The sequence below is a fragment of the Candidatus Poribacteria bacterium genome (assembly GCA_026702755.1).
GTDB lineage: Bacteria > Poribacteria > WGA-4E > WGA-4E > WGA-3G > WGA-3G.
The window spans coordinates 34,400-52,368 of record JAPPBX010000082.1; the positions used below are offsets into that span (position 1 = coordinate 34,400).

Consider the following 17,969-nt stretch of genomic DNA (forward strand, 5'->3'; position numbering starts at 1 on the left):
CATTTCCTCTTAAAGTCCCCCTGATAAGGGGGATTTAGGGGGTTAACTCCGTAAAAATCGCGACTTTTTTGTTGAATGTGCGTTTGTCTTGACTTCTCGGACTTTTTTCAAACTGGCGTTTTTCTTTAGGATTTATGCAGATATGCAATAAAGGGTTTCCTCTTACGTTATTTACACACTTTTGGATGCACTTTGCAGGTTGTGTAGAATTACCCGAAATTGAATCACGGAGACATCCGTTTAAAAAATAGAGGACAGAGAAGTATCAATTCTCTGTCCTCTTCTAAAGGGCGCGACACGTTAGGCAACGCGCCTATACATATCCAGTTGTTGTGATAAAAAAAATTATTCCTCGGTCTCGAAAAACGCTTTGAGCGGTGTACTGAGCCGTGGGGCTACGGTCTGTTCATCTATCGACTTCTCGCCTTTCCATTCGGCATGTTCAATACCCATCATATAAGCCTGCTCTCCGGTGTCGGTGTAACTGAGGTATTGAAACCCAGCATTCTCAAAACAGATGAGTGCGGGTCCGTTGTCCGGGGATACTTGTAGGGTAATGTGTTCAGCCTCCAGCTCCTCAAAGGCGTAGCGGACGGCTTCATGGAGTGCATCAGTGCCGTATCCGCGAGCACGATAATCGGGTCGAATGATGACGAATTCGAGGGTAACGGTGTTCGTATCGGCTCGGAGAAGGATAAATCCAATGAGAAGGCGTGTGTTATGAACTTCAATAGCGAGGGCGTGCATCTGCTCGTCTGCTACCCAACGGTGCCAATCTGAAACAAAGGTTTCAAAAGAGACCTGTGATGTATAGAGAAGATTCCTGATGCCCGGTCGGTTTATCCATCCCCAAATTCGGCGCAGTTCATTTTTAGCGATCTGTCGGAGGAAAATGCCACCGCCGTGAAGACGTTCCAACTGATACAATTGACTCCGCAATCCTTCCAATTGTGCTGAGTGTGCACCGATTTGTGCACCCGCGGCGCGAACCATGCGTTGATTCGGTTGATCCATGAATTTCGCTTGCTTCACACGGTTTTGGAAGTACCCCAGTTTCCGTTCACTTCTTTCAATAATGCGTAGTAAGTTCTGAATAGCATCCGCCCACTTTTGCGGGTTAGCGTCTGCGTCGTCGCGTGTTTCGCTCCGTTCTCTTCTTATCTGAGTTTCGTTCATATCTCCCCTCCGTGAATCCAGAGATCCGAAGGTAGCTTTCATATCGGAGTGGATTAATGTCGCCGGTTTCAACTGCACGTTTGACGGCGCACGATGGCTCGTGCTGATGCGTACACGCTGCGAATTTACACTCCGGGATATAAGAACGCATCTCCGGAAAATGAATATCTAATCCTTGTTCATCATCAATTTCAAGCAAGCCAAGGGTACGGATGCCGGGTGTATCTGCGACGAACCCACCGAATTCAAGTGGTAGGAGCATGACTTCCGTTGTCGTATGTCGCCCTTTGTGGATGCGCTCGTCTACTTCACCTATGCGCAATTGGAGTCCAGGCTGTAAGGCATTGAGCAGAGAGGACTTCCCGACCCCCGATGAACCTACAATCGCTGAAATTCTGTCTTTCATCACCTCCCGCAATTCTTCAATACCAACTCCGGTTACAGTACTAGTATAAACCACTTTATAACTTAATTCTTCATATAAATTGAGTTCGCGTTGTACATTCTCGAATTTTGCCAAATCGAGTTTGTTAATACAGATAACGGGTTCCACGCCAGAAGCCTCTGCGGTAACAAGAAATCTGTCAAGCATTCGGAGTTTGAGGGTTGGGTGTCGTGCAGCGAAAATGATGAGCAGCATATCAAGGTTGGCGACGATAACCTGTCGCCAACCATCCATTCGGATACGTCCAAACTGGGTTTCACGCGGGAGACATTCCTCAATATATCCACTGTCCGCTGTAGACGCTGCGGTAGAGATACGTACCCGATCACCAACAGCGACTAAATCGACGTACGGCATCTCTTTGGTCTCAGCGAGTCGCCGCTTTTCATCTTCAATAAGGTGGTGCCGTAAGGCACAGGTATAGCACTGTTTGCCAACCTGTACCTCATAAGTACCACCTCGTGCTTTTATGACAATGCCTTCCATATTTAGATTTACCTGCGAAAGCGAGCGTTGTAGAATACGCTGCGTTCAGGGTGCACCGCGGCTTAAGGTAGATATCAAGGAAGTCTCCATGTATCCGTGCCTACCTAATTCCCTGGATTTCGCCAGATAATCCGTCCACGCGTCAGGTCATAAGGCGAAAGTTCGAGGGTGACTTGGTCGCCGGGAAGCACCCAGATTTTGTGTTGCATGAGTTTGCCAGCGAGATACGCCACAACTTTGTGGTCGTTCTCTTCTAACTTCACATGAAACAGATTACCGGGTAGGGATTCCAAAACTACCCCTATTACACGGATAGCTGCGTCTTTAGTAGTTTCTCGTGCATTAGTAGATTCATCGGTTTGCGGGGTTACATTTTCATTTCTCATTTTCTATTTTCTCCTTTTTGTAATTGTTTGTTACTTTATACACTATATTGGATGCACTTTATTAACGAATTGTTCGGAAAAAAGTTGACATGAAGCCTCAAAAGTTGTAAAATGCACAAATAGGAAATTAGATGTTGCGCTTCGCTATACATATAATAAGGAGAAAAAAGAATGAGCCAAGCCTTACCTCTTGTAAGTTATCCTGACCTTGAAAGCCAAGTCAAGGCGATGGAGGAAGACGGATATGCTTATCTACCAAAGGTTATCGAGGGCGAACAACTCACGGAACTTCGTGCTGCGATGGATCGGTTAACAGCATTCCCTGAAAGTTTTGATCGGCACGGCACGCCAGAGAATGGAAATGGTTTCCTTAACAAACACATCAACAACGCCTTCAACCGCGACACCGTTTTTTTACAATACCTTGATCTGTCTCCAGTTATTGAATTGGCAGAGGCAGTGCACGGCGAAGATTGCCACGTCATCGGTATGACGGCATGGGTAACGGGACCTGGTCGTCCCGATCAAGGGTTACACATAGATTGGTTGCCGATCCCACTGCCAGCGGATCTTCTCGAAGATCCACGTGTTAAGGTGCCAATTTTCATCTCAACGGCGCACTACTACTTGGATGACCTCTACGAAGACCTCGGTCCAACAAAATTCGTTCCGGGTAGCCATCTTTCCGGACGGCGACCCGACGGCGAGACAGAATGGAAGGGTGCATCAGAAAAGAGTATTCTCTGCAACGCCGGTGATGTGGTGCTCTTCCGAAGCGAAGTCTGGCACCGCGGCACAGCGAACCGTAGTGACCAGACCCGTTATCTCTTACAAGTGCACTACGCGCAGCGGATGATAACGCAGAAATTCCCACCCTATCTGAACCGGTTTCAGTTCAATGAGGAAATTTTGGAGCAAGCAACGGAACGGCAACAGCGTTTAATGGGCAATCACCGCCCTGGTGCCTACGATTGATCCTAAATTTTTCAGAGAACAATGACCTCCATTGAGGATAACAGCCTCCTTTGAACAGAAAAGAGACCATCGGGACATTGCCACGACCAAACGTCATCAGCGAGGAGCCGCACGGGAAAATTATCGCCCTGAGTTTGCTCCTCGCGTTTCTTTGGGGTGGGAACTCACCTTCCATAAAAATCGGCTTGCAAGATTTTCCACCGATGGCGTTGGCGTTTCTCCGTTTTGTGATTGGGCTTATTGTGATCGGAGGCTGGTCGCTCTATCGCGGGGTCTCGCTCTCCTTGCGCAAGGGTGAACTCGCTCGATTGGTTCTGCTCACAACAATTTTCATACTCCAAATTATCTGCTTGAACACCGGAACCTTACTCACGACTGCTTCCCGCTCCACTATTTTTATCAACGTCTATCCGTTTTTCACGGCACTCTTTGCGCATCTTTGGATTCCTGGTGAACGCCTCTCTATTACAAAGACATTAGGGATTATTGTCGCTTTTAGTGGCGTTTTCATAACAGTTGCCCCGCACCTCGGTGAAGGTGAAACGGATGTTCTCGGCGACCTTCTCGTCCTCATCAGTGGTGGTTTCTTGGGGCTGCGCGTCGTCGTGACAAAACTACTCGTCCAAGCAATACACCCGTACCGACTTCTCGTCTGGTATTTAAGTTTGAGTCTCCCCTGTTACGCCGCAATGAGTTTGCTACTGGAACGCGGCGACCCGATGCAGCTAACGCTTTCAAGTGCTGCTGCACTCCTTTATCAAGGCGGTGTTATCGCTGGCTACTGTTTCTTGGCGTGGACTTCAATACTTGAGAGATACAGTGCAAGCAAATTGGTTGTGCTTTTTTTCGCAACGCCACTGTCGGGTGTCGTGTTTAGCTACCTGGTCTTGGGAGACGAACTGACGCTCAGTCTATTGGCGGGTGCTGTTCTCGTGGCAGCTGGGATCTATCTTGTAAATATGCGGCGTTGATGCGATTAAAATCTCTTTTGGCAAGATAGATATGGTTCCTCACGATGGATTGAGAATTTTCTATTTTTAACCCCCTAAATCCCCCTTATCAGGGGGACTTTAAGAGGAAATGCGTAGGTCCTATTAGTTATTAAAAGCATTTGCGACCGCGACTAAGTCAAGAATGTTTACTATGCCATCGCCATTGATATCTGGATCGGTTTTGCCAAATGCGTTTGCAACGGCGACGAGATCAAGGATGTTCACTGTGCCATCGCCGTTGACATCTGTCGGGTTACGAATCTCGGCGACTTTGAGATAAATCTCACCATCAAGATCGGGAATGGTGTGCCAGCGTTTATCCTCCACACTGCTTGCTACACCACTGACTTTTTCTGGGAGTTGTATCATCTGTTCTTTACCAGATCGGTTGTAGACTGCCCAGCCGTTGGTGAACTCACGGATGAATAAGCCTTCAATAGAGACACCTTGTGGTGTTTTATACAATGCCGCTTTCTCGCCGATGGGTCTTCCAAGGTCGGCATCCCAAAAATCATACCAGATATGTCCATGATGGAGTGCTTTTGGATCAACAGACCGCGTGCCATCGGTATACAGGACATAGCCATCAGAGAGTGTCAGACTCATCGTCGTAAACACACGCATCAAAGGTTTATTGTTGGGTCCGTTTGGCGGTTCTGTTCCGATGCCTTCACCCTCTAAACAGGTAAGCTGTGGGGCTTGGAGCTGTTTCCCCGCCCATAGAAGTGTGTCCTCAATCTCAATGAGGCCTTCGCGGGTATAACTGCCGTTCGGGTCATGTCCGGTTTCCATGAAGATACCGTTAAGATACTCGACAAAAGGTATGGGTTTCGCCCGATTCACATTCACTATAATCAGAAAATCGTCTCGCACACGCTCACGAATACTCCGGAAAATACGGATATAGGCATCAATAACCTGTTGATCGGTGATCTCAGGGTAAAAACCACGACCGTGAAATCCAGTGCCGTCCCCCACACCATCTACAAAAAGACCATCGTACAATCCACAGGCGGCAATGCTTACAACCTTCTCTATACACAGGTCCTGAAATTCAAGGTTCAAGAAATTCCCTACCCATTCTCCCCCGTGATATGGATGAACCATAAGATTACCGTCAGGATCACGGAGCCAAAAATCCGAATCTATTGGAAACGAATCAGGTGCCCACCACTTGAAATTCAGCCCCATCAGCGAAATCAGGTTTGGATTCTGTTCAAGGCGGTCTTCATGCATCGCTATGGCAGCTTCCAAGTCGCCTACCAAACGGGTTGACAATCCGCCCGTCGGTTCTGATTTTGATAAGTGCCAGTGCAGATGGCGGTAACTACCCTTCCATACAAGATCGTGTTTCGTCAGACGCTCCTCATAAAGCCCAGGAGTGTTCCATAAAACGTCCCATCCAAATTTTTTGTATTCTTCAACGGATTCAAAAAGATTCACAGCAAATGGATCGAAAATAGAGGGATAGTCTCTGCCCTGAATGCGATCTGTCACATCAGGTAAAATCGTATTGACTCTACAGAACTCATCATACACAAAGGTCGTCAAATTCAGATTTGTGAGCATGCTTATATCCGATGCCCAATTCCTATGAATCCGTAACGTCCGCAATGCCGTCAGTCCTGCCAGTGGGCTGAAGTCCGAAATCTGATTATTCGAGAGTACCAAGATACGAAGTTTCTTCAGTTCCGCAAGCGGAGACACATCATAAATTTTACATCGAGCAATCTCCAATGCTTCTAAATTCGTGAGATTTGAAAGTGGTCGTAAATCACTGAGCGGATTATTTCTCAAGTTTATATCTCTCAGGGCTGTCAGTGCAGAAAGGGGTGATAAATCTGAGATATCGTTTTCCGGTAAATCCAACTTTGTGAGAGTTGTCAGCGCGGAGAGTGGCGATAAATCTGAGATTGTGTTGCCCCCTAAATCCAGATTTACAAGGGCTGTCAGAGAAGCTAATGGCGATAAGTCTGAATCTGATATGTTGGTAGCACCTATACCCAGGTGCGTCAACTGTATTAGACCCCGAAGTGGATTTATGTCCTTTATGGGATTACCAGTTAAATCAAGCTCCATTAGGTTTACCGCAAATTCTAAGCCTTGGATATTTGCAATGCCTTTTTCTATGGCATGCAATCGAGTTATTTGTTTAATATTGTCTTTTGTCAACGGAACACCCGGTAGAAGTCCAAGATCACCGCGAACAGCAACACGCAGTGCCGGGTCCGGCATCCATGCTGCGGCAGGATCCGTTTGCTCCGTTATCCATGTTTCGGGTGCCTCTTCTGCGAAACTCGCAATGCATACCAACACTAAACAGAGGGAGAAGATTTTATGAAGACATTGTTTTTTCACCAGTTAACTCCTTATGAAAGGTTCTAAGTTGAATTTATTTTAGCGTTTCCTACTCAAAAGCATTTGCGACGACAACCAAATCTAAGATATTGACGGTGCCATCTCCGTTGAGATCAGGGGCATTTTTGCCAAACGCGTTTGCGACGACAACCAAATCTAAGATATTGACAATACCATCACCATTCACATCCACTGTAGGAGGGGTTTCTACCTCCGCTTCCGATTTCAGATAAATCTCGCCGTCTAAATCTGCAAGCACATGCTCCGTACCGACGACACCGTTTGCAACACCTTCCGATCGGGGCAGGGCAATAATCTGTTCTCTACCACTCCGGTTGTAGACCGCCCAACCGTTGTCAAACTCTCGGATGAAGATGCCGTAGCGGTTGTCGTAGGTCTGCGCTTTCTCTCCAACGGGTCGACCGAGATCGGCATCATAGAAATCGTACCACATGATTCCACCCGGGTCGGGTGTTACAAACACGCTATAACCATCGGAGTGTGTGAGGGACAACGTTGTAATGACCCGCATCCAGCGGAGGTTATCAGGACTATCAATAGGTTGATCTACACCCTGTCCGAGTAATACATTGATTCTCGGTTCACGGAGATATTCCTCATTCCAGGAGAGAGCCTCTTCGATCCCCCTGAGTTTCTCATAAGAGTAGCCATCTTGACGATCTCGGTGTGTTTCCATAAAACTACCGTTGATCCATTCCGCATACCGTGGCGATTTTCCAAAGTTCCTATTGACGAGTATAAGAAAGTCATCTCGAACTCGTTCCCTTATGCCTTTTAGGATGTTTATGTACGCTTGTATAACAACTTCACCGTCAATGTTAAAATACTTACCGTAGTAGTACTGATGGTAACCGTCCCATGAATCGAACAGAACACCATCAAAGAATCCACAGTCCGCAACAGCCACAGCACGATCTATGACGAGTTGTTGAACTTTTGGGTTTAGGATGGCAAGCACCCCTTCTGGCTTGTAATCTGCTGGTAAACCCTCTCTTTTGATGAGTTGTCCATCGGCATCTCTCAACCAAAGGTCAGAATCTGAAAGTATATCATCATCATCAAGGCTATAACCGTGAACCACAATCGCAGGGATGAATAGCATATTCGGATTCTTATCGTATTTTTTATATCTTTCCAAGACCTCTTCGATATTTCCAGCAAGCTGTGTTGATAAACCTTGAGTAGGTGCTGTGGGTGTCAAAGCCCAAACCAAACCGAAACGGTGCGTGTAATAGTGCATATCGTGTTGGGTGGCGACATCATGATAATTATCGGGATCGTCCCACTCATTCAGCCATCTTACAGGCTCTGTATTGTAGATAAGACTGTGAAAGTCAAATGTTAGTGACGGGAAGGTTCTGTTCTGAATCCGTTCCCTAACAGGTGGCGGAAAGGGTGCAATTTCACAGATTTCATCGCGATGTATCTCAAGACCTAATCCCTCCAGCGAACTAAAATCTGTTGTCCAAATCCTCCGAGCATGCAACTCCCTAAATTTCGGCAATCCTGCCAGCGGGCTGAGGTCTGAAAGAGGGTTGTGTGAAATACGTAAATGTCCAAGATTCGGCAATCCTGCCAGCGGGCTTATATCCGAAATCCTATTCTCAGGCAGATTGAGATCCTCTAAATGGATGAGATTCGCCAGCGGACGCACGTCTGTTATTGAATTATCACCGAGGTTTAATTCTCTAAGATTTATGGCAAATTCCAACCCCGTGAGGTCAGAAATCCCTCTGCCTTCTGCTATGAATATATCCAAATCTTGCATGTGGTCTTTCGTCAAAGGTACTCCAGCTGGCAGCTCAAGTGTTTCCCGAACTGCTTCACGCAACGCCGAATCAGGCATCCAGTCTATGTTTTCTGCCGAGATGTTAAGAACACACCAGAAAAATATTACAATTACAAGCGTAAACCGTTTCATATAAAAAATCCTTCATCTATTTGTATTCTTGAGAGTGTTTATGTAAACAGAAATAAAGCAGTTTACTGATAGCGGTGAGAGATTTCAAGAGTCATCAAAGCACAACACAACTTAATGGCAGCATCTACCATTTACATCCTCTTGGAAGGGGTTCTAACCCCAATTCCTATTTCAGATAAATCTCGCCATCTAAATCAGGGATGGTGTGATTAACGCCGATGCTACCGTTTGTGACAGCGGTAACTTGCATAGGTAGTTGTATGTTTTGTGGCTTTCCACTACGATTGTAGGCTGCCCAACCGTTGGTGAACTCGCGGATGAAAAGACCCTCTTGATTTTCATACAGTTGTGCCTTTTCATCGACAGGTTGACCGAGATCTGCATCCCAGAACGGGTACCAATAATGAGAATGGTGTAAGGCATCGGAATCGACAACGTGTCTGCCATCAGTGTACAGCACATAACCATCAGAGTGTGTGAGGCTGAGTGTTGTGAACACTCGTACCCAACGCATATTCTCCGGGCTATCTGGCGAAGATGTTCCAATACCCCAACCCTCCAAACAGTTAATCTGCGGGGCTCGGAGCTGCGTTTCCGCCCATAGCAGCGTTTCCTCAACTTTTTGTAGTCTTTCGCGAGTATAATTGCCCTTGGAATCGCGTCGGACCACCATGAAAGTGCCGTTGACATATTCGGCGTAGGCTATCGGTTTCGTTGGATTAGTGTTGACGAGTATCAAAAAATCGTCTCGCACGCGTGTGCGAGCTTCTCGTAAAATTCGGGTTGTTGCTGTAATGATCTCTTCATCTGTCGCGTCGTGAAAATGACGATCAATAAAAACGGTGGCATTTGAATGAAATCCAGCAATCATGACCCCATCGAAAATCCCGCATTTATCAATTGCAACAATCCGTTGAATAAGCAAATCCTGCAAATCTGGATTCAAGAAATCCATCACGTACTCGTCACTCCTATTTTGGATAATCCTGTTGTTACTATCTCTGAGCCAGAAATCAGAATCTGGCGGAAACGCAGAGGATTGCACATGGTTATGAATGCGAACTTCAACGAAAAACAACATATTTGGATTTCGCGAGAGTCTTTGTTGACGTATAGTTTTTGCCGCTTCCAATTCACCACCTAACTGAGTTGACAGCCCGTAAGTAGGTTCCACCACGGAAGTATCCCACCACAGTCCAAAGAATGGGCTCCAATGAAGATCGTGCTTTGTAAGACGTTTTGTGTAAAGTGTCTCAGTATCCCAAGACTCTTCCATATTTCCCGATGTCTGTTTATCTCCTATAGATCCGATAAGATCGTCCCATGCCTGAAATACCGAAGGGAAACTTCTGTTTTCCATGCGTGAGACGACTAACGGATTATCTGTTACATCACTGACGATATCCGAGGTTTTCTGCGGCAGCTGAATTTCTTGTGGTTTGCTACTACTGTCCCTCCTGTTTTCATCAGGAGCCACAGCCCGTCCTATCCGATTTCGCACGGCAGGCTTTGATACAATATCAAGCACAATCGGGGCATCAATAATTTCAACAGTCGGTTCGGATTCAGCCTCAAAACTATAGGGTCTCTGAAAACGGGTGAGATACTGGTTGCTGGCACTAAGCATCAATAAAGTTGCTACCACCACAGCTGTCCCAAAAGCCACCCACGGCAAGAACGGTTCCATTTTTGGAGAGGGTGTTGGTTTCATGTCAATAACTTCCCGCATAATGTTCTGCCTTATACTTGCTGGTATCTGCACGCCACCGAGAACTTCTTGGATCAAGAGTTGCTCTTCTTTTTGTAACCGTTTTCGGGCACGATGCATCCGAGTCCTTATTGTCTCCACCGACACTCCCAAGAATTTGCCAATTTCCTTCGTGGTCATTTCGCCGAGGTAATAGAGCGTCATTACCGTACGTTCGCTCTCCGGCAATTTTTCCAAAAGTTTCTTGACGATTTCAAAACGATGTTCAGTTGCTTCTATCTCGCGCTGTTCCAATACGTAATGCGCATAAGCAGATTTCGCGACTTCTTCCATAGGTGTGTCCTCCAACGATTGCAATTGATTCTCGGACTTATGTTTGCGTAGCCAATTCAGACAAAGCCGATTCGCGATGACATACAGCCACCCAAGAAACTGGTTTGGATTTCTTAGCGTTGAAAGGTTTTGATATGCGCGGAGGAAGGTATCTTGTGTAATTTCTTCTGCATAATGGAAATCACCGATTTTCCGCCACGCAAGAGCGTGAACGCTTTTTTGGTATTTTTCAACTAACGTGTCAAATGCCGCGTCGTCGCCCGATAAAACAGCGTGAATCAACTGAACATCGTCTTCCCTTTCCACCGGGTTCCCTCCTTATAAACAGATTCGGCTATGTTGACATCCACTGAAACATCCAATTCAGGGCTGAGTCCCGGACTGTGTGCAATGCAACACAGTCCACACAATTATATTATGACAATATTAAAGACACAATTTTTACGCGAAACGTTACATCTTGTGAAAAAAAATAAATTTTATCAGACAAGGAAATAGCGAAAACTAAATGACCGATTGCGGCAGCATTTAATTTATCCAAGCAAATAATTTTCTTCCGTCTAACGCTCAGTCTATTGGGGATGCTGTTCTCGTGTCAGGTGGGATTTATCTTGTGAATATGCGACGTGGATGCGCTTAGGCACTCCGCTGGCAAGATAGATATGGTTCCCTACGGTGAATTGATGAGTTATATGATATGAAATAACCCAGTAAGCGTTACCAGAAGTTGATGACACAGTGATTTACGCTGATGTTTCACCGAAGGTCCTCCTTCTTATTTATGATGTATCAAACCACGTTTCCAATGTTTGTTCTGGGTCTATTTCTGGATTGAAGATTAACAGCCCTTCATTACTTGCGGCTCTCAACAAGCGTTGATCGGATGCGACGAAAACTAACGTAGCGTCAAAGTAGAAATAACACACAGTTACTTCTCACGTTCTTCGATAATTGCACGACTAAACTCGTTATCCTCCGCGCGAATACGAGTTGCCATACTTTTGCGGAGCTTCCTCAACAGGAATCGGTTCCACATCGGCAATTCCCATCCTTTCAAGGAGTTCATTCATAATTCTCGCGCCTTCTTCCTTATCTGACATCGTAGTAGATGTATCTATTGCCGTCTCGCCTTGGCAATGTTCTGGGGCGTTCGGCACCAATTCATCAACAAGGCAAGAAAGTTGCAGCGTCACCTTTTCTAATACCTTTTCCAATCGATCCAATCGTTTTGCTAAGGTTTCAACTGTTTCTGTCATGGTCAAAATCTCCGTTCATTATCATCAGATTTAGATAGCAATCTGAACCTTTCTGGTGGAGGTGTGCCAACCGAATTTCATTGGTGTTAGTTAGGTAAAGCGTCAACCGTCACATCGCCATCCGTTACGACCTCCAACATCAGGCGACTTCCATAAAGCAAAGACATTCCAATCAATGGGCCACCTTCTGCTTGTAAGACGTACACGTTGCGTTCGGCACCATGCCATAACACTTTCGCAATATGTCTCTTTAAAACGACTCTATTTTCGTCCCCGAGTATTGTGATCTGCTCTCCAGCTTGTTGGAGTTTGAGGTGGTTAATTAGCGTACTCGGTAGTGTTAGATAGCCTGTGAATCCTGTGTCAATAACAGCCTCAATTCTCGTCGGTTGATTTAATCCGATAACTTCCAATTCAATAACAGCTTCTTGGTATGCTGTAATTTTCCCTTTAATCATTGTATCGGTCCGAAATTTTAAAACCGATGCGATGGGCAGCTGGAAACCCAATTCGCAAACAATAGATGACAGCCTCGGGGTGCTTTTCAAGGAGGCGCGTTGAGGATACGACCTCGTCAGCATCAATCTCATAGTCTCCTGTTTCAATGTCGATAGTCAGAAATTCGCCATTGTGCTTTGATTCAACTTTTTTACGGAGCTGATGATGATAGATCTCTTCGCCGCGGGCGGCGATAGTCCCGTGGGGATAATCGGAATATGGCATTGTGATCCTCCTTAGTTGGTGAAGTTGGTTAGGCAGACAGGAAATTCCGAATGACGTAATCCAGAATCCCGCCGTGTTTGTAGTATTCTACTTCCACGGGCGAGTCAATTCTGATTAACAATTCGGTCGTTTGCGTCTCGCCGTTTGACCGGACGATGCTCATTGTCGCCATTTGTCCCGGCTGTAGATCATTGGCAAATCCAGTGATGCTAACAATCTCGCTGCCATCAAGGTTGAGCGTCTGGACGTTCTCGCCGTCTTTGAACTGCAACGGCAGGATACCCATACCGATGAGGTTACTGCGGTGGATACGTTCAAAACTTTCTACGACGACAGCCTTGACTCCCAAAAGTTTGGGTCCCTTCGCTGCCCAATCACGGGAACTACCCATACCGTAGTCCTGCCCAGCGAAGATGACGGTTGGGATGTTGTTCGCACTGTAGTGGAGTGCTGCTTCATAGATGGTCGTCTGCGTCTCTTCTGGATATTGAACAGTAAACCCACCTTCCACATCGGGTGTCATTAGGTTGCGGACACGCCGATTGGCGAAGGTGCCACGACTCATCACACGGTCGTTTCCGCGTCGGGAACCGTAGGTATTGAAATCTTGTGTCTCCACACCGCGCTCTTGGAGGTAGTGTCCTGCTGGACTGGCTGCGGCAATTGCGCCTGCTGGGGAGATATGGTCAGTGGTGACAGAATCCCCGAAAATACCAAGGACACGCGCATTCACAACATCCGAAATAGGAGCAGGTTCACGTGAAAACCCTTCAAAGAATGGCGGATGCTGGACATAGGTGCTTCTTTCGTTCCACGGATAGAGAACGCCAGTTGCACCAGCGAGGTCTTCCCATTCCGGTGCTTGGTTACCGATTGACTCATACATCTCTCGGAACGTACGCCGGTCAACGGCTGCACCAATCATCCCGGCAATCTCTTGGCGGGTGGGCCAGATGTCCTTTAGGAAAACGGCTTCACCAGCGTCGTTATGGCTCAGCGGTTCTGTGGTAAAGTCTATATCAATGCGTCCTGCGATTCCGTAAGCAACGACGAGCGGCGGCGACATGAGGAAGTTGGCTTTTATCTCCGGATGCACACGTGCCTCAAAATTCCGGTTGCCACTCAACACACTCGCAGTGACCAGATTTCCTTCATCAATTGCCTCTTGGACGATGTCGTTGAGCGGTCCGCTGTTACCGATACAAGTTGTGCAGCCGTAGCCTACGACATTGTAGCCAAGTTCTTCTAAATAAGGCAACAAACCTGTGTTTTGTAGATATTCCGTTACAACGCGCGAACCAGGTGCTAAACTCGTCTTGACGTAATCTGGGACACGCAGCCCTTTTTCGACGGCTTTCTTAGCGAGCAGTCCGGCACCAATCATCACAGAGGGATTACTTGTGTTCGTGCAACTGGTAATTGCGGAAATGACAACCGATCCGTGCGTTATACTGTTGTCATCGCTATCGCTTGCTGTGACACCAAATCCATCTTCCGCGACAGGACGTGAGAGGAGTCCAGTGAAAGTCTCTTTGACATCCGACAAGGCGATTCTATCTTGTGGTCGTTTCGGTCCAGCAATACTGGGTTCAATATCAGCGAGATCGATTTCGATAACATCGGAGTACGCAACCTCTCCAAGGCGTGGAATACCGAAGATACCTTGCGCTTTGAGATAAGCCTCTACCATGTCCACATGTGCCTCATCGCGTCCGGTAAGACGAAGGTATCGCATTGTCTCTGCATCGGGAGGGAAGAATCCGATGGTCGCGCCGTATTCGGGGCACATATTGGAGAGCGTTGCTCTGTCAGGTAGGGAGAGAGCCTCTACGCCCACACCAAAAAATTCAACAAACTTGTCGACGACTGCGGCGGCTCTGAGGCGTTGCGTCACAGTCAGGACTAAATCTGTTGCGGTCACGCCTTCTCGGAGTTCGCCTTTCAGATGAACGCCGAGGACTTCAGGGGTCAGAATGTAAACCGGTTGCCCTAACATCGCGGCTTCCGCTTCAATACCACCGACACCCCACCCGACGATACCTAAACCGTTAATCATTGTGGTATGTGAGTCGGTGCCGACAACAGTATCTGGATAGGCGAGTGAGTCCTCTGTCATAACAACTTTCGCGAGGTATTCCAGATTCACCTGATGCACAATGCCGATAGAGGGTGGGATGATATTGAATTTTTCAAACGCCTGCTGTCCCCATTTGAGGAACTCGTAACGCTCCTTGTTGCGTTCAAATTCCCGTTGCGTGTTGTACTGGAATGCATTTTCCGAGCCATACGCATCGACCTGTATAGAGTGGTCAATGACTAAATCGACAGGAACAAGCGGTTCTATCATACCAGCGTCGCCACCGAGTTCTGCGACAGCGGAGCGCATCGCGGCAATATCGACAACGAGCGGGACACCTGTGAAATCTTGTGCGACGACGCGCGCCGGTTTGAAGGGAATCTCCGCGGCTTTTGGGGAACGCGCGTTCCAATTTGCCAAATTCACAACATCGTCTTCTGTGATTTGGTGTCCGTCGTAATTTCGCAATAAAGATTCAAGTAAAATGCGGAGGCTGACGGGCAAGGTAGATATTGATCCGATACCGGCTTCTGTTAAGGCAGGAAGCGAATAATAGTTGCACGCAACCCCTTCGCTTTCAAGGGATTGGTGTGTATTAAAGAGATTATGGACAGGGTGGGGCATCTGCTGACTCCTTTATATTAAAAATAATTCTTAGATTATTTTACCACAAGTTAGCATCAGATTTCAATTGTTTTGGAGATGAATATAGAAGTATTCAGTTTCCAGCAATCAGGAGTCAAGGGTCAGCAAAGAGCAAAAGAATCGGGTTAGAAACCCCTCCCACAGATGTTATGCTTTGCTATTCTTTTTGCTGGAGTTTCATAATTTCATTGAGTTGTTGGCGGGCATAGACGACAATAACATTCTCAGGATAGTTCGTGATAAGCGTGGTGTATGTCTCAGCAGCGTTGTCGAGGTCGGCTTTTTGTCGATAAATCTCAGCGATGTTTACCAATGCCTTCGCGGCGATAAGACTCTCCTGTGCAACGACTTGTTGGTAGGCGTTGACTGCTTCGGGGTCTTTAGATTCTTCGCGGTAGATATTACCGATGAGAAACCATACGTCGTCTACAATTGTGGCTTGTGGATAGACTTCAAGTGTCCGCTCGCACTGTTGTAGGGCATCTTCTGTCTGCCCGCTTAAATAGAGTTGCACTGCCATCGCGTAATCTGTGAGTGGGATTTTAAGGTAGTCCGAATGATTCTGAATCAGAACAATCCGTTCAAGCGCGTCGTTTGTGAGTTGATCGGATTTTGCAATTCGGATGACCTCGTTGTACTCCTTGATGGCTTGGTCAAAGTCTGCAGAGAAGAAATAGGAATCGCCAATCAGTTTACGGGCAGTCGCTTGGAAGCGATTGGTTCGGTTGGCAGTCGGTTCAAGCACTTCTCTCGCAAGCGTATAGCGTTTCAGTAGAATATGACATTCTGCCAACCCCAGTTGTGCTTCCACTAACTGAGTTGTAAGCAAGCGTTGTGTGAGTAAGGCTTGGAATGTCTTTTGTGCGACCTTCGGGGTACGCATGCCGTGCAATTGTAACTCTCCAAGCAATAACCTGTTTTTGACGGTAGCCTCCCGGTTCTCAACCAGTTTTTCTAAAAGTGCGACCGCATCGTCCCACCGCTCCATTTTCTGATAAAGCACCGCGAGGTCGGAACGTGCATCTCTGATGCGTTTCTTATCTGTGGATCCCGTTATCAGTGCTTTATGGAAGTCAACGGCTCTCGGACTTTCGTTTCGTTCGAGTACCCGCGCATACTTCTTGAGTGCCGTATCGACGTAAGTCGGATGACTTCTATGGAGCTGCCTAAACGTTTCAAGTGCTTGCGGGACTTTCCCAGCATAGAAAAGGAGTTCCCCTAACGTCATAACAATGTTCGGATTGCGCGGAGCGCGGGATCTTTGCTTTTGAAGTTGCGCAATAAGTTTCTCTTGTAGGGATTTGTGCCGGACACCTTCATAAATTTCGAGCATAACACCCCAGATTGATTCGCGCTGATTTTCAGCAAGTCCAACCTGTTGCAACGCGTCAATATAAACCGAAGCGGCTTGTTCAATTTTCCCTTGGATGTTATACGCTGCCCCTAACTGCGTATAGAGATAGGCGTTTCGTGGATTCAATCGGATGGCTTTTCGATACGCTGCGATTGCCTCTGGATACATTTTATGGGAGAGGTAGATAGCTCCAAGTTGTTGATGCTGTTCTTCTTGATTTGTCTCATCAGCAACAAGTCTTTTCCATTCGGTTACCGCTTGGTCAGTTCTACCAGTTTCCGCATAGAGTGCCCCTAATTTTCTGCGGAGGGTTGCATTGGTAGGATTCCGCTCAATCGCCTTCCGATAAAGTTCAAGTGCCTTTGGATAGGCATTTTGCTGTTGGTAAAGTTCCGCCAATTGCTCCAATAAAGTCGTATCGTCTGGATACTGTTTCAACCGTTCTTGAATCAGTTTTTCAGCGTCTGCGTAGCGTTGGCTCGTTATATAAAGTTGGATAAGCCGAGTAACCGCGCTTGTACGATAGGGTGAATTTGGGAAGTTACTGAGAAAGTATTTATAACTCTCTATTGCTTCCTCGGATTGTCCATCTGTCTGTTGGTATTGTCCAACGAGATAGGCAGCCGTAGCGGCGGCAGTCGTGCCTGGATGTTTGTTGAGAATCTGCTTGCACTGTATAATTGCTTCTCTGAACTGATAGCGTTGCCAGTGAAGGCTTCCCAACCGATGTACTGCCTGTGTAGCATAGGAACCGTTCGGATTTTCATCGATAATTTCTCTAAAGACGCGTTGTGCTGCAGGATCCTCACCGATTTTGGAGTAACTCTGTCCGAGCATCAATCGGATCGAGTCCTTTTGGCTCTGCCGAAGAGGCATATAGGTATCAGCATTTTTTGGGATACCTTTCTCAAGCAATTCCTCATACATCTTAATCGCTTCAGGATACCGGCGTTCATGGTAATGGTCATGCGCAGCTTCAATCGGGTCTGATATGAGAGGTACTGTTGGTGTGCGTGGAACATCCCGAACTTGGGCGAAAGCGTCCGAACTATCCCCAATTGTAATAAGAAACAGTAGTACTAAAATAAACAAGTAGATGATTCGTTGTTGCAT

14 protein-coding genes are annotated in these 17,969 nt (G+C 46.8%); 2 read left to right on the top strand and 12 right to left on the bottom strand.

Features of this window, described 5'->3' with window-relative positions; genetic code table 11:
- Positions 1 to 345 precede the first annotated feature (345 nt).
- The 3 genes from OXH39_15355 to infA form a co-directional block, all read right to left on the bottom strand.
- Positions 346 to 1,176, bottom strand: coding sequence for a GNAT family N-acetyltransferase (locus tag OXH39_15355; protein ID MCY3551837.1), 831 nt, complete (start codon positions 1,174 to 1,176; stop codon positions 346 to 348).
- On the bottom strand, positions 1,118 to 2,107 hold the full coding sequence (rsgA, locus tag OXH39_15360) for a ribosome small subunit-dependent GTPase A (GenBank protein MCY3551838.1): 990 nt from the start codon (positions 2,105 to 2,107) through the stop codon (positions 1,118 to 1,120). The genes OXH39_15355 and rsgA overlap by 59 nt, the downstream gene beginning before the upstream one ends.
- Positions 2,108 to 2,211: 104 nt before the next feature.
- A complete protein-coding gene (infA, locus tag OXH39_15365) occupies positions 2,212 to 2,493 on the bottom strand; it encodes a translation initiation factor IF-1 (protein ID MCY3551839.1) in 282 nt (93 codons plus the stop codon).
- Between the two features lie 171 nt (positions 2,494 to 2,664).
- On the opposite strand from infA, the gene OXH39_15370 reads away from it, so the two are divergent.
- Both OXH39_15370 and OXH39_15375 read left to right on the top strand, forming a co-directional pair.
- Positions 2,665 to 3,468, top strand: a complete 804-nt coding sequence (locus tag OXH39_15370; protein MCY3551840.1) for a phytanoyl-CoA dioxygenase family protein — start codon at positions 2,665 to 2,667, stop codon at positions 3,466 to 3,468.
- Between the two features lie 50 nt (positions 3,469 to 3,518).
- On the top strand, positions 3,519 to 4,439 hold the full coding sequence (locus OXH39_15375; protein MCY3551841.1) for a DMT family transporter: 921 nt from the start codon (positions 3,519 to 3,521) through the stop codon (positions 4,437 to 4,439).
- Positions 4,440 to 4,562: 123 nt separating this feature from the next.
- Here the strand turns inward: OXH39_15375 and OXH39_15380 are convergent, their stop codons facing one another.
- The 9 genes from OXH39_15380 to OXH39_15420 form a co-directional block, all read right to left on the bottom strand.
- Positions 4,563 to 6,818: a leucine-rich repeat domain-containing protein gene (locus OXH39_15380; GenBank protein MCY3551842.1), complete on the bottom strand. Its 2,256-nt coding sequence runs from the start codon at positions 6,816 to 6,818 to the stop codon at positions 4,563 to 4,565.
- Positions 6,819 to 6,867: 49 nt separating this feature from the next.
- The gene (locus OXH39_15385; protein ID MCY3551843.1) at positions 6,868 to 8,760 is read right to left on the bottom strand and encodes a leucine-rich repeat domain-containing protein; all 1,893 of its coding nucleotides are present in this window, start codon (positions 8,758 to 8,760) and stop codon (positions 6,868 to 6,870) included.
- A gap of 166 nt (positions 8,761 to 8,926) precedes the next feature.
- The gene (locus OXH39_15390; protein MCY3551844.1) at positions 8,927 to 11,107 is read right to left on the bottom strand and encodes a sigma-70 family RNA polymerase sigma factor; all 2,181 of its coding nucleotides are present in this window, start codon (positions 11,105 to 11,107) and stop codon (positions 8,927 to 8,929) included.
- Between the two features lie 473 nt (positions 11,108 to 11,580).
- Entirely contained in the window at positions 11,581 to 11,727 is a 147-nt protein-coding gene (locus tag OXH39_15395) for a hypothetical protein (protein ID MCY3551845.1), read from the bottom strand.
- 42 nt (positions 11,728 to 11,769) lie between these two features.
- Positions 11,770 to 12,057, bottom strand: a complete 288-nt coding sequence (locus OXH39_15400; GenBank protein MCY3551846.1) for a hypothetical protein — start codon at positions 12,055 to 12,057, stop codon at positions 11,770 to 11,772.
- An 86-nt stretch (positions 12,058 to 12,143) separates the two neighbouring features.
- Positions 12,144 to 12,515 (bottom strand): clan AA aspartic protease, encoded by a 372-nt coding sequence (locus OXH39_15405; GenBank protein ID MCY3551847.1) that lies wholly within the window; start codon positions 12,513 to 12,515, stop codon positions 12,144 to 12,146.
- The gene (locus OXH39_15410) at positions 12,508 to 12,780 is read right to left on the bottom strand and encodes a hypothetical protein (protein MCY3551848.1); all 273 of its coding nucleotides are present in this window, start codon (positions 12,778 to 12,780) and stop codon (positions 12,508 to 12,510) included. Before OXH39_15410 ends, OXH39_15405 begins: the two co-directional genes overlap by 8 nt.
- Before the next feature lie 28 nt (positions 12,781 to 12,808).
- The gene (gene acnA, locus OXH39_15415; GenBank protein ID MCY3551849.1) at positions 12,809 to 15,481 is read right to left on the bottom strand and encodes an aconitate hydratase AcnA; all 2,673 of its coding nucleotides are present in this window, start codon (positions 15,479 to 15,481) and stop codon (positions 12,809 to 12,811) included.
- 178 nt (positions 15,482 to 15,659) lie between these two features.
- The gene (locus tag OXH39_15420; GenBank protein ID MCY3551850.1) at positions 15,660 to 17,969 is read right to left on the bottom strand and encodes a tetratricopeptide repeat protein; all 2,310 of its coding nucleotides are present in this window, start codon (positions 17,967 to 17,969) and stop codon (positions 15,660 to 15,662) included.